General features: G+C 59.7%; 20 protein-coding genes and 1 pseudogene. 13 read left to right on the top strand and 8 right to left on the bottom strand.

The genetic code is table 11. The annotated features are described in order from the left end of the window. Positions 1-40: 40 nt before the first annotated feature. Complete coding sequence (locus FFM53_RS07485; protein ID WP_138387888.1) at positions 41-430, bottom strand: RidA family protein; 390 nt, start codon at positions 428-430, stop codon at positions 41-43. A 137-nt stretch (positions 431-567) separates the two neighbouring features. On the opposite strand from FFM53_RS07485, the gene FFM53_RS07480 reads away from it, so the two are divergent. The 6 genes from FFM53_RS07480 to FFM53_RS07455 all read left to right on the top strand — a co-directional run bounded on the left by FFM53_RS07480 (position 568) and on the right by FFM53_RS07455 (position 3,623). Next, complete coding sequence (locus FFM53_RS07480) at positions 568-1,179, top strand: TetR/AcrR family transcriptional regulator (RefSeq protein WP_138387887.1); 612 nt, start codon at positions 568-570, stop codon at positions 1,177-1,179. A gap of 128 nt (positions 1,180-1,307) precedes the next feature. Then, on the top strand, positions 1,308-1,622 hold the full coding sequence (locus FFM53_RS07475) for an ArsR/SmtB family transcription factor (RefSeq protein WP_003557361.1): 315 nt from the start codon (positions 1,308-1,310) through the stop codon (positions 1,620-1,622). Beyond that, positions 1,619-1,978 (top strand): SRPBCC family protein, encoded by a 360-nt coding sequence (locus FFM53_RS07470; protein WP_138387886.1) that lies wholly within the window; start codon positions 1,619-1,621, stop codon positions 1,976-1,978. The genes FFM53_RS07475 and FFM53_RS07470 overlap by 4 nt, the downstream gene beginning before the upstream one ends. 46 nt (positions 1,979-2,024) lie before the next feature. Beyond that, entirely contained in the window at positions 2,025-2,636 is a 612-nt protein-coding gene (locus FFM53_RS07465; protein ID WP_138328721.1) for an ATP-dependent Clp protease proteolytic subunit, read from the top strand. A 349-nt stretch (positions 2,637-2,985) separates the two neighbouring features. After that, positions 2,986-3,204: a hypothetical protein gene (locus FFM53_RS07460; RefSeq protein ID WP_138388037.1), complete on the top strand. Its 219-nt coding sequence runs from the start codon at positions 2,986-2,988 to the stop codon at positions 3,202-3,204. 161 nt (positions 3,205-3,365) lie between these two features. Next, on the top strand, positions 3,366-3,623 hold the full coding sequence (locus tag FFM53_RS07455) for a GlsB/YeaQ/YmgE family stress response membrane protein (RefSeq protein ID WP_138328718.1): 258 nt from the start codon (positions 3,366-3,368) through the stop codon (positions 3,621-3,623). 37 nt (positions 3,624-3,660) lie between these two features. On the opposite strand, the pseudogene FFM53_RS07450 reads toward FFM53_RS07455, so the two are convergent. Next, positions 3,661-3,960: pseudogene (locus FFM53_RS07450) on the bottom strand (hypothetical protein); the annotation flags it as partial. Between the two features lie 53 nt (positions 3,961-4,013). Further along, positions 4,014-4,286 (bottom strand): BON domain-containing protein, encoded by a 273-nt coding sequence (locus FFM53_RS07445; protein WP_138387884.1) that lies wholly within the window; start codon positions 4,284-4,286, stop codon positions 4,014-4,016. Between the two features lie 489 nt (positions 4,287-4,775). On the opposite strand from FFM53_RS07445, the gene FFM53_RS07440 reads away from it, so the two are divergent. After that, on the top strand, positions 4,776-5,426 hold the full coding sequence (locus FFM53_RS07440) for a pyridoxamine 5'-phosphate oxidase family protein (protein ID WP_138387883.1): 651 nt from the start codon (positions 4,776-4,778) through the stop codon (positions 5,424-5,426). Between the two features lie 97 nt (positions 5,427-5,523). Here FFM53_RS07440 and FFM53_RS07435 read toward each other — a convergent pair whose 3' ends face one another. Beyond that, positions 5,524-6,093, bottom strand: a complete 570-nt coding sequence (locus FFM53_RS07435) for a pyridoxamine 5'-phosphate oxidase family protein (protein ID WP_138387882.1) — start codon at positions 6,091-6,093, stop codon at positions 5,524-5,526. Positions 6,094-6,181: 88 nt separating this feature from the next. Beyond that, positions 6,182-6,886, bottom strand: a complete 705-nt coding sequence (locus FFM53_RS07430; protein WP_138387881.1) for an SDR family oxidoreductase — start codon at positions 6,884-6,886, stop codon at positions 6,182-6,184. A 116-nt stretch (positions 6,887-7,002) separates the two neighbouring features. Between FFM53_RS07430 and FFM53_RS07425 the strand changes: the two genes are divergently transcribed. From FFM53_RS07425 to FFM53_RS07415, 3 genes are all read left to right on the top strand, one after another. Continuing rightward, a complete protein-coding gene (locus FFM53_RS07425) occupies positions 7,003-7,890 on the top strand; it encodes a LysR substrate-binding domain-containing protein (RefSeq protein WP_138387880.1) in 888 nt (295 codons plus the stop codon). A gap of 239 nt (positions 7,891-8,129) precedes the next feature. Then, on the top strand, positions 8,130-10,019 hold the full coding sequence (locus FFM53_RS07420) for an adenylate/guanylate cyclase domain-containing protein (RefSeq protein WP_138387879.1): 1,890 nt from the start codon (positions 8,130-8,132) through the stop codon (positions 10,017-10,019). A 325-nt stretch (positions 10,020-10,344) separates the two neighbouring features. Then, on the top strand, positions 10,345-11,454 hold the full coding sequence (locus tag FFM53_RS07415; protein WP_246413113.1) for a sulfite oxidase: 1,110 nt from the start codon (positions 10,345-10,347) through the stop codon (positions 11,452-11,454). Between the two features lie 259 nt (positions 11,455-11,713). Here the strand turns inward: FFM53_RS07415 and FFM53_RS07410 are convergent, their stop codons facing one another. Both FFM53_RS07410 and FFM53_RS07405 read right to left on the bottom strand, forming a co-directional pair. Continuing rightward, entirely contained in the window at positions 11,714-12,520 is an 807-nt protein-coding gene (locus tag FFM53_RS07410; RefSeq protein WP_138387878.1) for a class I SAM-dependent methyltransferase, read from the bottom strand. 265 nt (positions 12,521-12,785) lie between these two features. Then, positions 12,786-13,769: a phosphotransferase enzyme family protein gene (locus FFM53_RS07405; protein ID WP_138328709.1), complete on the bottom strand. Its 984-nt coding sequence runs from the start codon at positions 13,767-13,769 to the stop codon at positions 12,786-12,788. 139 nt (positions 13,770-13,908) lie between these two features. On the opposite strand from FFM53_RS07405, the gene FFM53_RS07400 reads away from it, so the two are divergent. Beyond that, a complete protein-coding gene (locus FFM53_RS07400) occupies positions 13,909-14,358 on the top strand; it encodes a hypothetical protein (protein WP_425504950.1) in 450 nt (149 codons plus the stop codon). 126 nt (positions 14,359-14,484) lie between these two features. Continuing rightward, positions 14,485-14,883: a hypothetical protein gene (locus FFM53_RS07395; protein WP_246413111.1), complete on the top strand. Its 399-nt coding sequence runs from the start codon at positions 14,485-14,487 to the stop codon at positions 14,881-14,883. 631 nt (positions 14,884-15,514) lie between these two features. Here FFM53_RS07395 and FFM53_RS07390 read toward each other — a convergent pair. Further along, complete coding sequence (locus FFM53_RS07390) at positions 15,515-15,859, bottom strand: ArsR/SmtB family transcription factor (RefSeq protein WP_138387877.1); 345 nt, start codon at positions 15,857-15,859, stop codon at positions 15,515-15,517. A 107-nt stretch (positions 15,860-15,966) separates the two neighbouring features. Here FFM53_RS07390 and FFM53_RS07385 point away from each other — a divergent pair, with 107 nt between their 5' ends. After that, positions 15,967-16,713, top strand: a complete 747-nt coding sequence (locus FFM53_RS07385; protein WP_138387876.1) for a glucose 1-dehydrogenase — start codon at positions 15,967-15,969, stop codon at positions 16,711-16,713. Positions 16,714-16,781 lie beyond the last annotated feature (68 nt).

Raw genomic sequence — 16,781 nt, 5'->3', positions numbered from 1 at the left:
TCGTGCGGTGACGGATGCGGCCCCGGCAATGTCAGTGACTTCACGGGATACGGGCGATAACCTTGATCTCAAAGTCGAAGCCGGCGAGCCAGTTGACGCCGATGGCAGTCCAATTCGGGTAGGGTGGCTTGCTGAAAATCTCCTGCTTGACGGCCATGATCGTTGCGAACTGGTTTTCGGGGTCGGTGTGGAAAGTAGTGACATCGACGATATCATCCAGCGTGCAGCCGGCAGCACTCAGCGTGGCCTTCAGGTTGTCAAAGGCAAGCCGCACCTGGCTTTCGAAATCGGGTTCGGGTGTTCCATCCGAACGGCTGCCGACCTGTCCTGATACAAACAACAGATCGCCGGACCGGATGGCGGCGGAATAGCCGTGCTTCTCGTAAAGAGCGTGCCTGTCGGCTGGAAAGATTGCTTCGCGTTTTGTCATTCTGGTCTCTCTTCATTGTTGACAACGACCGTTGAGCGCGACGTATCGCTTCACATCTCGCGCCCCATTTGATATACGGTGCGTATGTGAAATGTATGAGATACGCATCGTATGTCAAGTCCATATACGCTTCGTATATGAAATTGAGGGATCGAATGGCCAGGAAACGCAGCGAAACGATGCAGGAAAACCGCGTCAAATTGATCGCGGCGGCGCGAAAGGCTTTTGCGGAAAAGGGGTACTCCGCGGCATCGATGGACGAGCTGACGGCTGGCGTCGGTCTGACACGGGGCGCGCTTTACCACAACTTCCAAGACAAGCGTGGGCTGCTGGCGGCGGTTGTCGATCAGATCGACACGGAAATGGCAGTGCGCGCTCAGGAGATCGGGGCGCGCGCGGGTAATGATTGGCAGGGCCTGCTCGCCGAGGGTGCGGCCTATATCGAGATGGCGCTCAATCCGGAAGTGCAACGCATCGTTCTGCTCGACGGACCTGCAGTGTTGGGGGATCCCTCGCAGTGGCCGAGCCAGAACAATTGTCTGCAGGTGACCAAGAGCACGGTGGAGCGCCTGATCGCCCAAGGCATCCTCAAGCCGCTTGACCCGGAGGCGGCGGCCCGGTTGCTGAGCGGCGCGGCTCTCAATGCCGCCCTCTGGATCGCCGCCAGCGAAGATCCGCAGAGCGTGCTGCCGAAAGCGGTCGAGGCTTTTCATGCCTTGGCGGCAGGTCTGCTTGTGGAGCGTTTGTGATCGACCAAGGGCCAAGTCGAGCGAAGGGACGTTCACCCGCAGTAACGGCGAAAGTGGCTCCTTCTACAACGGAAAAGCCATCGCGAAATAGACTTGCGAATCGCATAAGTGTGTGCTTATGTGTGGGCATGATCGAGAATGACATTTTCCGAGCCTTGGCTGACCCGACCCGCCGCGCGATCTTCGAGAAGCTGGCGGCGGGCGGCATGAACGCCAGTGCCCTGCGTGAGGGCATGGAGATTAGCCAGCCGGCAATGTCGCAACACCTCTCGGTTTTGCGGAGCGCAAAGCTCGTGAGGGAAGAACGGCAGGGGCGTTTCGTGAATTACGAAGTCGATCCGGACGGGCTGGCTCTCATCGCACAATGGTTGGCGAAATATCGCGCCTACTGGCCTGCCCGCATCGAAGCTCTCAAGGTCTTGCTGAAGGATATGGACCAATGAACGATGGAAAGGCCAAGGAGCACAAAGACGGCATCGAAATGGAATTCGATCTGGATGAACCGCCGCAAAAGGTCTGGCGTGCAATCAGCATTCCGGAATTTCGGGAAAACTGGTTGCCGAAAGACGCTTTAGCCGATCCCACCCCGGCCACGATCACACCTGGCGAGGAAGTCCGTTATAGCCTGCGCGACGACGCTCCACCTTTCCTTGAAAGCACGGTGACGTTCACGATCGTCCCGAACGCGACCGGCGGCACCCGCCTGCGCATCATCCACGAGCTAACCGACGCGAGGCTTGACCGGATGGCGAAAACGCCAGCGAACGGCAACAGTCCGCCCCTCATGCTCGCCGCCTGACGCGGCAAGCTCTCCCCTTTGATTTGTGCAAGATTGGAGTTCGCCGATGCGCGAAGCGATGCAACTCGTCCCTATGGTCATAGAACAATCCAGCAGAGGGGAGCGGTCTTTTGACATTTACTCCCGCCTTCTGCGCGAACGCATCATCTTTCTCAACGGCGAGGTCAACGATACCGTTTCCGCTCTGGTCTGCGCGCAGTTGCTGTTTCTTGAGGCCGAGAATCCAAAGAAGCCGATCAATCTTTACATCAATTCTCCGGGCGGCGTCGTGACCAGCGGCCTCGCCATGTACGACACCATGCGCTTTATCCGCGCGCCGGTTCATACGCTTTGCATGGGCACAGCCCGTTCCATGGGATCGTTCCTGCTGATGGCCGGCGAGGCCGGCGGAAGAGCTGCTTTGCCCAATGCCAGTATCCTCATTCACCAGCCATCCGGTGGCTTCCAAGGGCAGGCTTCCGACATGATGATTCATGCCGAAGAAATTCTGAAGACCAAGCAGCGCATGACGCGGCTCTACGCGGAGCATTGCGGACGCTCCTATGAAGACTTTGAGCGCGGAATGGATCGCGACCGCTTCATGACGGCGGAAGAAGCATTGGAATGGGGTCTTATCGACCGTATTCTGAAGGTTCGGGAAGACGAAATTCCCGATTGAAGCGACACTTGTTTTCCTGACTTTTGCAACGTCGCAGAATAGACGGTTTTGCGATGCCGGCAAAAGAGTCCAGGCCGGGCGGAACCGTTGCGGCGGCTATCGGTTAATCCGCCGAGGTCGCGGCGTGCCAATCGGACGTGACGGAGATGGTGAACGCACCGGTTTTTCCGATTTCTCGGTGCGGGCAACGAAACGCCAGGCGAGCACCTTTACCCGTTCGCCGCGACCTCATCCCGCACAACAGGATCTCGCGATGATCGAACCGCCAACCAGCACTTCTCCTGAACGTAGAAGCCGCCGCCCGCCTATCAACGGCGGTGGGAACTGTCAGAACGAGGAGGAGAAGGTTATGAGCAAAAATAATTGGAAGGTCGGGCTTCGCGCGAAGCTCGAGCATCTCGTCGACGACTGCGTTGTCGCCGGGGCCCGGCAGCAGGATGTCTTCGATGCGATCATCAAGGAGATCGGCGATCTGCGCGCAGCCCTTGAGCGCGATCCCGACCCCGCGGACGACGACACTGCCGTCATAGAGGAGCCTGCGAACGACTGGCCCGCGGCCGACAGATGACCTGAAGCCGATCGGGGAGGGGCCGCGACCTCTTGGGGCGGGGGTTATGGAACCAACTGGCGCGGCGAAGATTATAGTCTTGTCGCTTGGCAATCGGTTTAGCCGGATCTGCGAGACGTGATTGCCCGCGCGGCCGCTCATAATTCACAAGGGGAATTGTTATGGAAAATGCAGGTATCGGCTGGATCGCCGCAATCGTCATCGGCGGCATTGCCGGCTGGCTCGCTGAATTGCTGATGAAGAGCAACATGGGCGTGCTGATGAACGTCCTTCTCGGTATTGTCGGCGCCATCGTCGCCAACTTTGTCCTGTCGCTCTTCGGCGTCGCCCTTGGCGGATGGCTGGGTTATCTGATCGCGGGCTTCATCGGAGCCTGTATCCTCATCGCTGTTGCGAGAATGGTCAGACGTACGGCCTGATCAAACAGGAGGCGGCTTCGCAAACAGGCCGCCTTCATCACGTTTTCGGGTTAGCGCTCACGCGTGGTCGTCCGCTCGGCGCGCCCAGTTTGTCGTAGGCGAAGACCGCGCGTCGATTGTCGGCGTGGCGCAGCTGGAACCAGTCCAGCGTTTCGGCTCGGAATATCAATACCCCGAAGAAGGCCCGTCCATCGGCGTCTGCGATCCTACCCTCGCTCGCCGGCAGCTCGCCGATTTCGTCGCCCGGCGGCCCGCCCATATAGGTCCTGCGCGTCGATCGCGGCAGCAGGCTCCAGGCCTCGGCCGCGCGTTCGCTTGCCGGGCCATTGAGTTCGGCCAATCGGGCGACATCATGCTCTAACTATATAATGTAGAACAGGATTCGCCTGCCTACTGCGTGGGAAAACGGCTCAGCATCCGGTCCTGGACGTTCTCCCAGCCAACGATCATCGCAGCAAGCGAGATGGCTTTGTCGCGGTCTGCGGCCTTGGTTATAAAGCCTTCGAGCAGGACGACAGGGCCGAGCATCCTGATCTCGATGGCACTGCTGTCGATATCCGGATCGGCGGAAAGGGTCGCTTCGATTGTGGCGATGGTGGATGCCGAACTGTGGCCTTGCGAGCAGCGCTCTTCGTGATTGTAGTTATCGGGGCCGAACTTCATATTCTCCTCCTGTTCCGCCCCTCCACGGACGTACACGTTACCTCGCATTAGATATGAGCAGCGTGTCCTGTCATCACCATCTGGACTTAAGTCCACCTTTCCCTCGGCACCAAGATTTCTCCTGATCCTTGTTGAAAGGACATCAGGGAGGTTTTAGCAATGTTTGCTGAACTCCAGTCAGAACCTCCCTGATGACGCGCCAAGTTATCGACCACTGTCGAGCGTCCGAGGTCAGCAACGGAATGCTTCGCGTGCGGTTAGAGGTGGTGACCAGGATTTATCCGATAAAGTGGAAACACTCGCTTGGTGGCTTTGGCTATCTCGGTGATGGCGGCATCGACGGAAACCTTCATTGATCCCGGGTAGCAACTCATGTATATCTTCTGAGGTACGTACATCATATCCATGGCTTGCGGACGGAGACGAGCGAGGTCAGGGTTCCGGACCGACCGTTCGGCCATGCGATAAGAGGGATTTCGGGAGGGGATCATGACGGCCTTACAACTCAATCCAGATTTTGCCATCGCGGATGAGCAGTCGCTTCGGGCGCTGTTCGAGCCGACCCACGCTCTGGCAATCGTGAAGTGTCAGAATTCTCTTGGCGAGCACGCGCAGGAATTCATTCGGCGCTCGCCATTCTTCTGCATCGGCACGCAGAGTTCGGAGGGGAGGGCCGACGTCAGTCCTCGCGGCGACCCTCCGGGGTTCGTCAAGGTTCTTGACGAGCGCACCCTGGCGATCCCGGATCGACCTGGCAACAATCGTCTTGATACCCTAAGCAACATCATCGCCAACCCGAATGTCGGGCTATTGTTTCTTATCCCCGGTTTCGACGACACATTGCGCGTCAACGGGCGGGCAAGTCTGACCCATGATCCTCAATTGCTGACGAGCATGAGCGTTGCCGATCGTCTGCCGAAACTCGCGATCATCGTCAATGTAAGCGAAGTTTTCATGCATTGCGCCAAGGCGTTCAGACGGTCCCACTTGTGGAGCCCGGATCATTTCCAGGACCGCACCGAGATGCCCTCGCTGATAAAGATCATTCTGGATGAGACGACAGGGGCGCCGAAGGACGGGGATGAAATGCGAAAGATGGACGAAGACCTGGAGCAAGCCTACCGAAAGACACTTTATTAGGGACTGACGAAAAAGGCCTGTTCAGCGTCCTCCTGTGCAGGGTGGCGCGGTGGGCGGACGATACAAACCGATCGGCGGTTTCGATGTCGTCTGGCGTTCAGGGATTGACCCAGCGGGAAGAGGTCAGCGCGCCCAGATGGTCGTAAGCAAAGACTGCGCGCCGGTTGTCGGCGTGGCGCAGCTGGAACCAGTCCAGCGTCTCGGCCCGGAATATCAGCACCCCGAAGAAGGCCCCTCCATCGGCGTCTGCGATCCTACCCTCGCTTGCCGGCCGCTCGCCGATGTCGTCGCCCGGCGGCCCGCCCATATAGGTGCTGCGCGTCGATCGCGGCAGCAGGCTCCAGGCCTCGGCCGCGCACTCGCTTGCCGGTCCATTGAGTTCGGCCGATCCCTGCAGGCGAAGCTGCACTTTCGGCTGCGGGCCAAAGCCGAGGAGGGTGACCCGAGGATTGGCCGATATTTCCTGCCATTTCGGGCTTCTGACATCCGTATGGATTTCCAGGATGCGTCGCGCCACATCCACGCGCCTCAGCACCACCATGCGGGCTTGCGGCCGGCCGCCGCCGTCGACCGAACACAGGTTCAGGTAGCGGAAGGCCGACTGCGGATCGGCGGCAGCGCCTTCCAGCTCGGCCCAGGCCGATGCATCGACCTCGGCGAGGGTCACTCCGTCGCCTCCGCGTTCCTTATCTCGCCGGCCTTGACGTTCCAGTTGAAGCACATCGCTGTTCTCCTTGGCGTTGAAAGCGATCCTGTCAGACGGACCGGGTAAGGCCGCCGTCGATCTTGAGGCTCTGGCCGGTGATATAGCCCGCCCCTTCGGAAACGAGGAAGGAAATCGTCGCGGCCACTTCGGCGCTGGTGCCGTAGCGCTTCATCGGCACGCTGTCGCGGCGCTCCTCCGTCGCCGGCAGGCTGTCGATCCAGCCTGGCAGCACGTTGTTGATGCGGATGCCGTCGGCCGCATAGGTGTCGGCGTAAATCTTGGTGTAGGCGGCGAGCCCGGCGCGGAAGACGGCCGAGGTCGGGAACATCGCCGACGGTTCGGACACCCAGGCGGTGGAGATGTTGACGATTGCGCCCGACTTCTGCGCCTGCATGATCGACGTGACCAGCCGCACGGGACGGACCACGTTCATGAAATAAATGTCCATGCCCGCATGCCACTGTTCGTCGGTGATCTCGGTGATCGGCGCGCGGGGGCCGTGGCCGGCGCTGTTGACGAGGACGTCGACACGGCCCCATTTCTCCATCGTGGCGTCGACCAGGCGCTTCAGGTCGTCGTTGGACTGGTTCGAGCCGGTGACGCCGATGCCGCCGAGTTCGGCGGCAAGCGCCTCGCCCTTGCCTGACGAGGACAGGATAGCGACCTTGAAGCCATCGGCCGCCAGCCGCTTCGCGGCCTCCGCACCCATGCCGCTGCCGCCAGCCGTGATGATCGCTACCTTTTCTACTGTCATCGTCGCTCTCCCTAGTCGATTTGCACCCATTGCCGGGCGTTGATCCTTCGAATACCATGGGCTTCAAGCGGAAGCGAACCAGTTTTCGTGAAATGTTCCAGTAGAAAAACTATCGAATGTCCATGTCCATCGGCAATCTTCCATCCCTCAACGGCCTCAAGGCCTTCGACGTGGCGGCGCGTCATCTGAACTTCCGGCTCGCGGCCGAAGAGCTCGGCGTCACCCAAGGGGCTGTCGCCCAGCACGTGCGCGGGCTTGAGGCGGAACTCGGGGTGACATTGTTCGAGCGCCTGCCGAAGTCGTTGGCGCTGACGGGCGAGGGGCGAAGCTACGTCGCCGACGTCAGGCGCGCCTTCGAACTGCTCGCAAACGCGACGGCGAACCTGAAGCCTCAGCCGGTCAAACTGGTGGTCAGCACGACACCGACCTTCGCCTCGAGATGGCTGATCCCGCGTCTTCCTGATTTCACCTCGAGGCATCCCGGTCTCGATCTCCACATCCTGGCGACAGACCGCATTTCCAGCTTCCAGGTCGACGGCGTCGATCTCGCCGTCCGATATGGCAGCCCTCCCTTCGGTCCCGGCCTCGCCGCCGAACTGCTGTTCGAGCAGGAGATCATTGCCATCTGTAATCCGAGCCTTGTCGCCGAGGGAGCCGAGCCGGAGAATGCGGAAGAACTCTCGCACTACACGCTGCTTCACGATGCCCATAATTCCTGGCCCGAATATATCGATCGCTTCCTCGGCGGCGGTGATCCCACACTGTTTCGGGGCATCAGCTTCTCACAGACATCGCACGCGATCGAAGCTGCAATCGCCGGACAGGGCATCGCTGTGGCGACCCGCGCTTTTGTCTCGACCGACATCGAGGCGGGCAGGTTGAGGCAGGTCTTCGACGGCGCCCTCAAAGCGCGCTCGCACTTCTATCTGGTGAAGCCGCGATACCGGAAGTCCGAAGCGGTGGACAAGCTTCAGGACTGGCTGCGCTCGCAGGTGCAGAACTGATGGTTAGGTCATGCGCCGCTTCGCCGCCCACACCGGACAGTGGGGCTGCGTTCGACGCCGGTCCTCACATTGCTGCGGTAGGCACACGAACAATCGGGCTCACATTCCACACCGAGGGACTGCCTGCGGCATTCAGTGGAAGCGTTGGATGAAACGCGGGTTCCCCTGAAGCGCTGTTGAGGTCGGTCGTTTCATTTAAGTGCGACCAGTCCTATAATAGGGCGGGTGAGGCCGAACCAATGGACCGCAAGCTTTCCGCCATCCTCGCTGCTGATGTCGTGGGCTATTCCGCGCTGATGGAGCGCGACGAGGCTGGTACATTCGAGCGCCTTCGTGCGGGACGCAAGGAACTGTTTGAGCCGGATATTGCTCGCCATCACGGCCAGATTTTCAAGCTGATGGGCGACGGGATGCTCGCCGAATTTGGCAGCGTGGTGGACGCGGTGGAATGCGCCGTCTCGCTGCAGCGCGGGCTGGCGGAACGGAACGCCGCCGTTCCCGAGGACCAGCGGATCAGGGTCAGGATCGGGATCAATCTCGGCGAGGTGATCGTTGAGGGCGAGGACCGGTATGGCGAGGGCGTCAACGTCGCGGCCAGGCTTCAGCAGTTGGCAGACCCTGGCGGCATCTGTGTTTCGGGAAAGGTCGCAAGGGAGGTTGAGAAGAAGCTGGCTTTCGGTTTCGAGCCGATGGGCGAGCAGAAGGTGAAGAATATCGCCGAACCGGTACAGGCCTTCCGCGTCATCCTAGAGGGACAAGCCCCACGCCAACCAGCGCGGTCATCGCCTCCGCGCTGGGTTTGGGCAGCAGCAGCCGTGCCAGTCCTTATTCTGGTCTTGGCCGGGACGGTCTGGCAATTCTGGCCGACCGCGACAGTAAGCGGCAAGCCGTCGGTAGCGGTGCTGCCGTTCGACAACTATGGCGGCGACGAGGCGACCGGACGCCTCGCCAATGGCCTCACTGAGGACATCATCACCGATCTGGCGGGGTTCCCTGAATTCCACGTGATCGCCCGTAACTCGACTGAACAATACCGGGACAAACCAGCCGCGCCGAGTGAAGTGGGTAAGGCGCTTGGCGCGGGATTTGTGGTCGAGGGTTCCATCCAGCGTCAGTCTGACCGCGTAAGAATTACGACGCAGCTCAGCGACGCCAAGACGGGCAAACATCTTTGGTCGCAGCGCTGGGACCGGCCGGACGAGGACTTGTTCGCAATCCAGATCGAAATATCCGAGCAGATTTCGAACCGCCTCGGCGGCGGCGCAGGTTTGGTCCAGGAGGCGGGCCGCATCACTGCCCACCGAAAGCCGCCCGGGAATCTCAACGCCTACGAACTTTATCTGCTCGGCACCGAAAAACTCGAGCAAGTCAATCAGGCGGATGTCGAGGAGGCCGTCAGGCTGCTCACCCGCGCGGTCGAACTGGACCCCGGTCTTGCCCGCGCCTGGGTCGAACTTAGCCATTCCCATGGTGTCTTGACCGGTTTTGGGGTTGAACCCGACAAGAACCGGGTTCTCTCTGCCGAGGCTGCCGAGCGCGCCGTCCAGCTCGACCCGAGCGATGCCGAGGCGCATGCTGTTTATGCCATAGTTTTAGGCGACAGAGGCGAATTTGGACGCGCCAAGGTAGAGTTCGATACCGCGCTGCGCCTCGCTCCCGGTCAGTTCGAAGTTCTGACTTTCTATATCGATTGGGCCTCGACCTTCGGCGAGCCTGAGCGCACCGCGGAACTGGTCGACAAGGCGGTCAGTCTCAACCCCGGTTTCCCGATGTGGAGTGCCAGGATTTTCACTCATGCCTACTTCATGGCTGGCCGGTATGAGGATGCCCTGCGGATGCTGGACCGCTTGACGGCGGAAAACTATGGAAGGAAACACTGGGTGATGCGTTCTGGCGCGCTTGCGGCTCTTGGCCGAACTGAAGAGGCGAAGGTCTCAGTAACGGACGCACTCAGGCGGTTTCCCAATTTGACCGTTGAGGGATTTGCCAATATTCCCGGATTCAATGAAGCGGAGCGCCAGCGGTTGATCGAAACCATGCGGCTCGTCGGCTTTCCTGATTGCGCCAAAGCGGAAGAGCTCACGAAGCTAAAGAAGCCGTTGCGCCTGCCGGAGTGTGCTTCGCCCTAATCGCGTTGACGAGCAGCCACAGATGACAAACGCTTCGAAGGGTCCGAGACGCGACCTTCGTTTCACTGACCGCGAAAGCCCAGATGCGGCGCTCGTCGCTCGTTCCGGTCGGCGAGACGTATGTCTGGAAATGGGCGCAAAGCGGTCAAGACCGCCGTCGGCCCCTTTGCTGCCGTTCGAGGTCGATCCGAGGAACGTGCGGTATGTGCTAGAATGCGGCCCGAAGTCGGAATGCGACCGACACACTGCGAGGGGCGGTGTGATCGTACCGGAATTCGCGCGACCGAGAGCCGACGTTGTGCTGTTGAAAGGGGAGACGAGGACGATGCCGACACCACAGCAACCCAGTCTAATAGTTCGACAGAAATCCCCACCGAACATCGAGTTTCCGTTTGCGTCGCTCTCCGATTGGCTGATCCCAACCGAGCAGTTCTTCGTGCGAAACCATTTCCCGTCGCCGGACCTCGATGCGCGAGACTGGAGATTGCGCGTTGACGGGGCGGTGGAGCGGCCGATCGAACTTGACCTCGACAGCATCAAGGCGATGCGGAGCACGACTTTCACCGCCGTCGTCGAGTGCGCAGGGAACGGGCGCGTCTACTATGAGCCGCCGAAGGAGGGGTTGCAGTGGCAGAACGGAGCCGTCGGCAATGCCGCCTGGACAGGTGTTCTTCTGCGCGAGATTTTGGAAATGGCGGGCGTTAAGCCAACCGCACGTGAGGTTCTGCTCGCAGGCGCCGACAGCGGCGTCGTCGACACGAACAAGAAAACGGCTTCTCCCGGCCCCATCGCTTTTGCGCGCAGTTTACCGCTTGAGAAGGCCATCGCTGACAGCACGATCCTTGCCTATTCGATGAACGAGGAGCCGTTGACGCGCGATCACGGCTACCCGCTACGCGCGGTCGTGGGTGGCTGGTTCGGCATGGCTTGGGTCAAATGGATCACGCATATCACGGTTGTGGAGCAACCGTTCCTTGGCTACTGGCAGGCGCGCGACTATTTCCGTTGGGAGCGCAGCCTCGAGGAACCCAGGCTGGTCCCTCTTGCGGAGATGGAGGTCAAAGCGCAGATCGCGCGTCCCGTACAGGGGGCGCGTCTCATCGCCGGCCAACCGTACCGGATTTTCGGCGCCGCCTGGAGCGGAGAGGCTGCTATCCGGCAGGTGCAGGTCTGCACCGGAGATGGCAGGGGCTGGCGCGAGGGAAGGCTTCTCGAAACAGACCGTCCCTTTGCATGGCGCTTGTGGGAGTACATGTGGACCCCTGAAGAAGTGGGGCGATATATGCTGCGATGTCGCGCGATCGATGGGGCGGGGTGCGTGCAGCCCGACCTCCAGCGTTCCGACTGCGAGAGCTACGCGGCCAATTGGATCGTTCCAGTGGAGGTTACGGTCGTTCCCGAGCCACAGACGTACGAGGAGGGATTCGTGATCTAATCACCCGCATGGGGCGGAATGGCGGCTTTTGGCGCAACTGCGAGCCGCGTTGTCACTGCGTCATGTCCGCCTTGCAGCAACAGCGACGGGGTGGCTCGATGACCATTATGAGGCGCATTGCTGATCGGCATTTGGGGCCGTTAGCGGCCTGGCAGCTTTTGGCTGCCGAGGAACGATAGCTGACGATCAACCCGCGGGGATTATGGTCTCAGAATGGCCCACACCGGGCCCTCGCAGGCCCATTGCATGCTCTCCAGAATCAGGCCGGGACCAAGCCACGCACCACACGGAACATCATGGGAAATGACCGGGGTCCATCGGGTAAGCCAACCAGATACCCGGCACGAACATGCTGTTCGATCGAACCGCGGGCATCGTCCGAAAGTGCAATCAATGTGCTTGTGATGCTGCCTGGGCCGTCGGTGAACGTAGCCCAATAATCCGCGAAGGACGCATACTCGCAATCCACGACAACGGGAATCTCCGTCACGTCGACGAGGCCGATCTTCCGCCACAACGTCGCCTGACCATTAGGCCAGAAGAGCTGGCGCCCCGCCCGCATGGATCTCAGCCTGGCGAAGTCGGTCTCAAGCACGGCGCCGGTGTTAATGACGAGATCGAAGGCGGGCATGCCACCCAAGAACTGAGTAACGGCGGACGCGACCACGCCGCCTGGACGGGTCACGCGCATCATCTCGGCAACTACCTGTTCAATTTCCGGGATAACGTCCAGGGCCAGCGTGGAAACGGCCGCATCGAAAAAGTTAGTGTCGAACCGCATGTGCCGGACATCGCCGTGTTCATATGCGATATTGGGGTGGGATCGTCGACGGCGGGCTCCTTCCAGGTATCCCTCCGATGCGTCAACACCGATCACATGCGCTCCCGCCTCGGCCAGCGCTTTCGACAACACACCTGTCCCACATGCTACATCGAGCACGCGACTGCCCGGAGCAATATTGGCACGTGTGAGAAATGGGCTTGCCAGATGTTCGCTCCAGCGCCCTATGAATGTCTCGTAGACGTCGGGATCAGCCCAATTATATCGTAGTTCTGCGGCTTCCATGGCTTACCATCCTCTCCCGATCAAGAATGGACCGTAACACGGCCATTCGGGTCGCGCGTACCGCCGTCACACCGGGCAATCCAGCGGAACCATGTTAACGCTTCTCAAGAAAATATGACACAGCGGGAGTGCTGATATCCCGCCAAGTCCCATATATCGACCTTCACGGGCGTTCCTTTATCGGCACCAGGAGTGGGCGAAGGTCGAAGCGATCGCCGACTGCGCCGGCGCACCGCCGATCCTCCGGCTGCCGAGTAGGCCTGAATCAAAACAGCCGATCGACACATCGCTCGGTCTCCCACCGCCTGAGGAAATTTGCTTCCCGGGCAATCCAGCCGACAGTCTCGTTTCCCCATTCCTGGGCCCGGCTGGCATATTCGCCCATCAGCCAGATGTGGCGGACGATCACGAAGCGATGGGCGGCTTCGAAGTCGTCGGGCGTGATCGGCCGGACGGTTCGATAGCCATCGACGAAGGCGTCCCACATGGCGGTTGATCTCCGACCGAAGGATATTTGAGCCCACAAAAACACCGACAAGTCGTAGGCGAGATATCCCGGACCTCCGTCATCGAAGTCGAAAAATACGGCTTCACCGGCGTCGTTGATCCGCGCATTGAAGCCGTGACAGTCGCCGTGGCAATAGGTCGACGTCAAATCGCCGAAGGCTTCGATCGCCTTTGCGGTCCGCGCAGCGATGTCTTCAAGTTCGCTGCGGACCTCGGCGTCCTCCACGACGCCGCTGTCGCATATGCGGGCAAGCGGCCGATGCAGCAAGTGTTCGAGATCAAGCCGATAGAGCGCTCCGTCCGGCTGAAATGTCTCGGCGGCGTCGTGCATCAAAGCAAGGGTCTTGCCGTTGGCCCGCGCATCGCCGGCATCCGCCGTATCCGGCTTGCGGCCCTCGAGCGCCCGGAAGAGCACGGCCTGGCGCACGCCCTCCGGCGCATCTCCCTCAACGAACAAGCTGCCCTCGCGTGTCGGGACGGCTGCGGCGACGGGAACGCCAGATTGCGCAAGATGCGTCAGGAAAGCCGTTTCGGTCTTGACGTCGGCCGGACCACGGGCGCGGCGGTGGGAAAGCCGGAACACATAACGCTCGCCGTTGCTTCCGACGGCAAGATACACATCATTCAAACCGCGCTGGAGCATCCGGCAGGAAACCGGCCCTGCGAGCGGATAATGCCGATCGATGAACTGTTCGATAGCCGCAACCTGCGGGGTCGAATAAAGCGGATTAAAATCGAGCATGGGCGCTGTACCATCGGCTTTGCTGGCAGGCTGCTTCCGCGGTGATAAGGCCATGAAGGCGGTTGCGGCCGCAGGCACCTACGATTGCAATAGGCTGCTGTTTGGATAAGGTGAATGGCGCTATTGATAAAACCAAGAGATGAAAAACAAAATGCAGGCTTCGCGATTTTTGAAAGAAAACTCTATTTCGATTTCTGTGCTTTCCATCATTTTCGGTCTGTCTGGATGTGTCACCACTCAAAACGGTGTCGCTATTTCTGCGGATCACAGTCGGGCTCTGAGTGGAGAGCGGACAAAGATGGGCCAGTCCTACAATTTGAATGAAGACTGCACGGCTGCAACAATGGCCAATATAGAATTGGTACAAGCCCCGGCGCATGGCTCGGTTGAATTCGTCAAAGAGAATATTTATTCAAATTACAAGGATGGCATCCGCATTAAATGCAATTCCAGGAAATCTCTCGGCGTGTCGGAATACTATACTTCCAACAGCGGCTATTCTGGAAGTGACATGTACAAGGTGAGGGTGTCCTACGGCGAGGGGACCATCAAGGACGTCACCGTCAACATCAATGTGATCAAGAATTAAGCTAAGGCCAAAGGTTGGACCAGTCGCTGACTAGCAGTTCGCGTGTCGGCCTGTTGCTGTTATGAGCCGGCTCCAGCCCCTACGCGGCGGTACTCGTTCAATTGCCACTCGGAAGGAAGCATCGTGATGACATCCTATATAATGGAGCTTCGCGGTATAGTGGTCGAAAATTCGGTGGGTAGGCAACGAGGCAAACTTCGAGATGAAGCCATGAATGTCGATATTCTGCACGAAGAAAAAATCATTGGGCACGCCGATCTCGGTCCCATCGATCCGTCGATGGGCGTTGCAGGGGGACATTTTGTTCCCACTCCAGATTATGATCCACGCCTCCACGCGTTCGTAATTGACGGCGAATATAATGATTTAGAGGGCAAGGCCCAGCTCTCTGCATGTTCAGCAGAGTTCGGGGTGCTTCGATGCGAGGGCGTCGCGATTGAGGATTTCAATGAAACCGTTCAGGAAATAAATATTATCATATTGGGCATGGCCTATCCTGAATATGAAACCGCCTTTGCATCTTAGTTGCGCTTGGGGGGATGAAATTTTTGCTTCCGGCAGTCTGCGCCCTGATTTCCGTTTTCGTCGCAGCGACGAGCGCTCACGCGTGCGCAGTACCTCGACCATTTTTTTCTGAGCTGTTCGACGCTGACGTGATCGTTCGGGGCAATTTCCGGGACTTCGAAGTTTTGGAACCGGGCCAAGAGGCGCGGGTGACCCTCGAAATACTGGAGACCCTGAAGGGGAGCGTTCAACAGGGGCCATTGTCTTTCAATTGGACACGAAGCGGGCTTGCGGACCAGTGGAGGGGGCGAACGACGTGATTGTGGCGCTCATGCGATCGAACCCGGATAACCGCGAAAACTATGAAATCATGCGCGGCTGCCGGGTGTGGGGAATCTATCGGACGGACAAAGACAAAGAGCTCGTGATGGAGATCATAACCCGCAGCGCTCGTTGATCTGCTTCTGTCCGCTGTTGGTGCTCCCGCATTGGGTCGCCTGTCGGTCCAATGCGCGGGTCGCAAACTACGCCCACAATCATCAGTAGGGCAGATAGAAAGGGCGACTGGATCCATGCGACCATTCGTGTTGCCTGCAAGCACCAGGCGAACCTCCGCCGGCAGCGGCCATTGGGGGCTATTCTCTAGGGTCGATCAGTCCGTCTTCGGCTGCCCGGGAAGCTGGCCGTAAGCCGTCAGGATGGCCTTGATCAGGCCCGGGAAGCGTTCGTCCAGCTCGGGGCAGCGCGTTTGATTGCGCATCTCCACACCCTGGCGCTCGCTCATGATCAGCCCGGACTCGCGCAGCACCTTGAAATGGTTGGACAGCGACGACTTTGGAATGACGCGATCGCCGAGATCGGCAAGCGCAGAGCACGTCCCGCCACTGCTGGCGCCGGCAAGCTTTGCATAAATGGCAACGCGCTCCGGATCGGACAGCGCATAGAGGATCGCCTCGGGCTTGATGTCCTCCAGGGCTGGGTGAAAGAGCGGTCTCATGAATTTTATATAGCGTCCCTTGACATCGAGATCAACAGTTCCGAATTTCTGAACTATGGAACAAGCCTGCCAATCCCGGCGGCTGTCCAGATCTGAAGGGACGAGAAATGGCTAAGCTCACAGGAAAGGTCGCTGTCGTAACGGGCGCCTCCAAAGGCATTGGCGCTGCGATTGCCAAGGCGTTCGCAGCAGAGGGTGCGCAAGTGGTGGTCAACTACGCTTCGAGCAAGTCGGGAGCCGACGCCGTGGTTGAGGCGATCAGCGCGGCCGGTGGCAAAGCCATTGCGGTGCAAGGCGATGTTTCGAAGGCCGGTGAGGCACAGGGACTGGTCGATGCTGCGGTCAAGGAGTTCGGCAAGCTCGACGTGCTGGTCAACAATTCCGGCGTCTATGAATTCGCGCCGATCGGTGAGGTGACCGAGGAACAGTATCGTCGCATGTTCGACGTGAATGTTCTCGGTGTTCTCTTGACCACCCAGGCAGCGGTGAAGCATCTCGGCGAGGGCGGCAGCATCATCAACATCTCCTCGGTGGTCACCAGTCTGGCGCCGCCAGACTCCGCCGTCTATACCGGGACGAAGGGAGCCGTCGAGGGCATCAACAGCGTGCTTGCCAAGGAACTCGGCCCGCGCAAGATCCGCGTCAACGCCATCCTGCCAGGGATGGTCGAAACCGAGGGCACGCACACGGCGGGCGTCATCGGCTCGGATTTCCAGCAGACCATCGTCGCCCAGACACCGCTCGGCCGCATCGGCCAGCCGGATGATATCGCCGGTGTCGCCGTCTTCCTCGCTTCCGACGATGCCCGCTGGCTGAGCGGCGAACGATTGTCCGCCAGCGGCGGTTTTCGCTAAAGCATGATGATGTGATACCGGGTAGGCCTCAAACCTGAATGCTGTTCTGAATTAAACGGCTAAAGCGC

It is taken from the genome of Rhizobium indicum (assembly GCF_005862305.2).
GTDB classification, from domain to species: Bacteria; Pseudomonadota; Alphaproteobacteria; order Rhizobiales; family Rhizobiaceae; genus Rhizobium; species Rhizobium indicum.
Note: the sequence above shows the minus strand (reverse complement) of the source record. Positions and strands in the feature narration are given on the sequence as shown.

What these genes read in the sequence shown, in the direction of transcription:
- FFM53_RS07465 (WP_138328721.1), top strand. Translation starts at nt 2,025, where the DNA reads ATGCGCGAAGCGATGCAACTCGTCCCTATGGTCATAGAACAATCCAGC.
- FFM53_RS07470 (WP_138387886.1), top strand. Translation starts at nt 1,619, where the DNA reads ATGAACGATGGAAAGGCCAAGGAGCACAAAGACGGCATCGAAATGGAA.
- FFM53_RS07410 (WP_138387878.1), bottom strand. Translation starts at nt 12,520, where the DNA reads ATGGAAGCCGCAGAACTACGATATAATTGGGCTGATCCCGACGTCTAC.
- FFM53_RS07460 (WP_138388037.1), top strand. Translation starts at nt 2,986, where the DNA reads ATGAGCAAAAATAATTGGAAGGTCGGGCTTCGCGCGAAGCTCGAGCAT.
- FFM53_RS07430 (WP_138387881.1), bottom strand. Translation starts at nt 6,886, where the DNA reads ATGACAGTAGAAAAGGTAGCGATCATCACGGCTGGCGGCAGCGGCATG.
- FFM53_RS07445 (WP_138387884.1), bottom strand. Translation starts at nt 4,286, where the DNA reads ATGAAGTTCGGCCCCGATAACTACAATCACGAAGAGCGCTGCTCGCAA.
- FFM53_RS07395 (WP_246413111.1), top strand. Translation starts at nt 14,485, where the DNA reads ATGACATCCTATATAATGGAGCTTCGCGGTATAGTGGTCGAAAATTCG.
- FFM53_RS07405 (WP_138328709.1), bottom strand. Translation starts at nt 13,769, where the DNA reads ATGCTCGATTTTAATCCGCTTTATTCGACCCCGCAGGTTGCGGCTATC.
- FFM53_RS07385 (WP_138387876.1), top strand. Translation starts at nt 15,967, where the DNA reads ATGGCTAAGCTCACAGGAAAGGTCGCTGTCGTAACGGGCGCCTCCAAA.
- FFM53_RS07425 (WP_138387880.1), top strand. Translation starts at nt 7,003, where the DNA reads ATGTCCATGTCCATCGGCAATCTTCCATCCCTCAACGGCCTCAAGGCC.
- FFM53_RS07415 (WP_246413113.1), top strand. Translation starts at nt 10,345, where the DNA reads ATGCCGACACCACAGCAACCCAGTCTAATAGTTCGACAGAAATCCCCA.
- FFM53_RS07400 (WP_425504950.1), top strand. Translation starts at nt 13,909, where the DNA reads ATGAAAAACAAAATGCAGGCTTCGCGATTTTTGAAAGAAAACTCTATT.
- FFM53_RS07485 (WP_138387888.1), bottom strand. Translation starts at nt 430, where the DNA reads ATGACAAAACGCGAAGCAATCTTTCCAGCCGACAGGCACGCTCTTTAC.
- FFM53_RS07440 (WP_138387883.1), top strand. Translation starts at nt 4,776, where the DNA reads ATGACGGCCTTACAACTCAATCCAGATTTTGCCATCGCGGATGAGCAG.
- FFM53_RS07480 (WP_138387887.1), top strand. Translation starts at nt 568, where the DNA reads ATGAAATTGAGGGATCGAATGGCCAGGAAACGCAGCGAAACGATGCAG.
- FFM53_RS07455 (WP_138328718.1), top strand. Translation starts at nt 3,366, where the DNA reads ATGGAAAATGCAGGTATCGGCTGGATCGCCGCAATCGTCATCGGCGGC.
- FFM53_RS07390 (WP_138387877.1), bottom strand. Translation starts at nt 15,859, where the DNA reads ATGAGACCGCTCTTTCACCCAGCCCTGGAGGACATCAAGCCCGAGGCG.
- FFM53_RS07420 (WP_138387879.1), top strand. Translation starts at nt 8,130, where the DNA reads ATGGACCGCAAGCTTTCCGCCATCCTCGCTGCTGATGTCGTGGGCTAT.
- FFM53_RS07475 (WP_003557361.1), top strand. Translation starts at nt 1,308, where the DNA reads ATGATCGAGAATGACATTTTCCGAGCCTTGGCTGACCCGACCCGCCGC.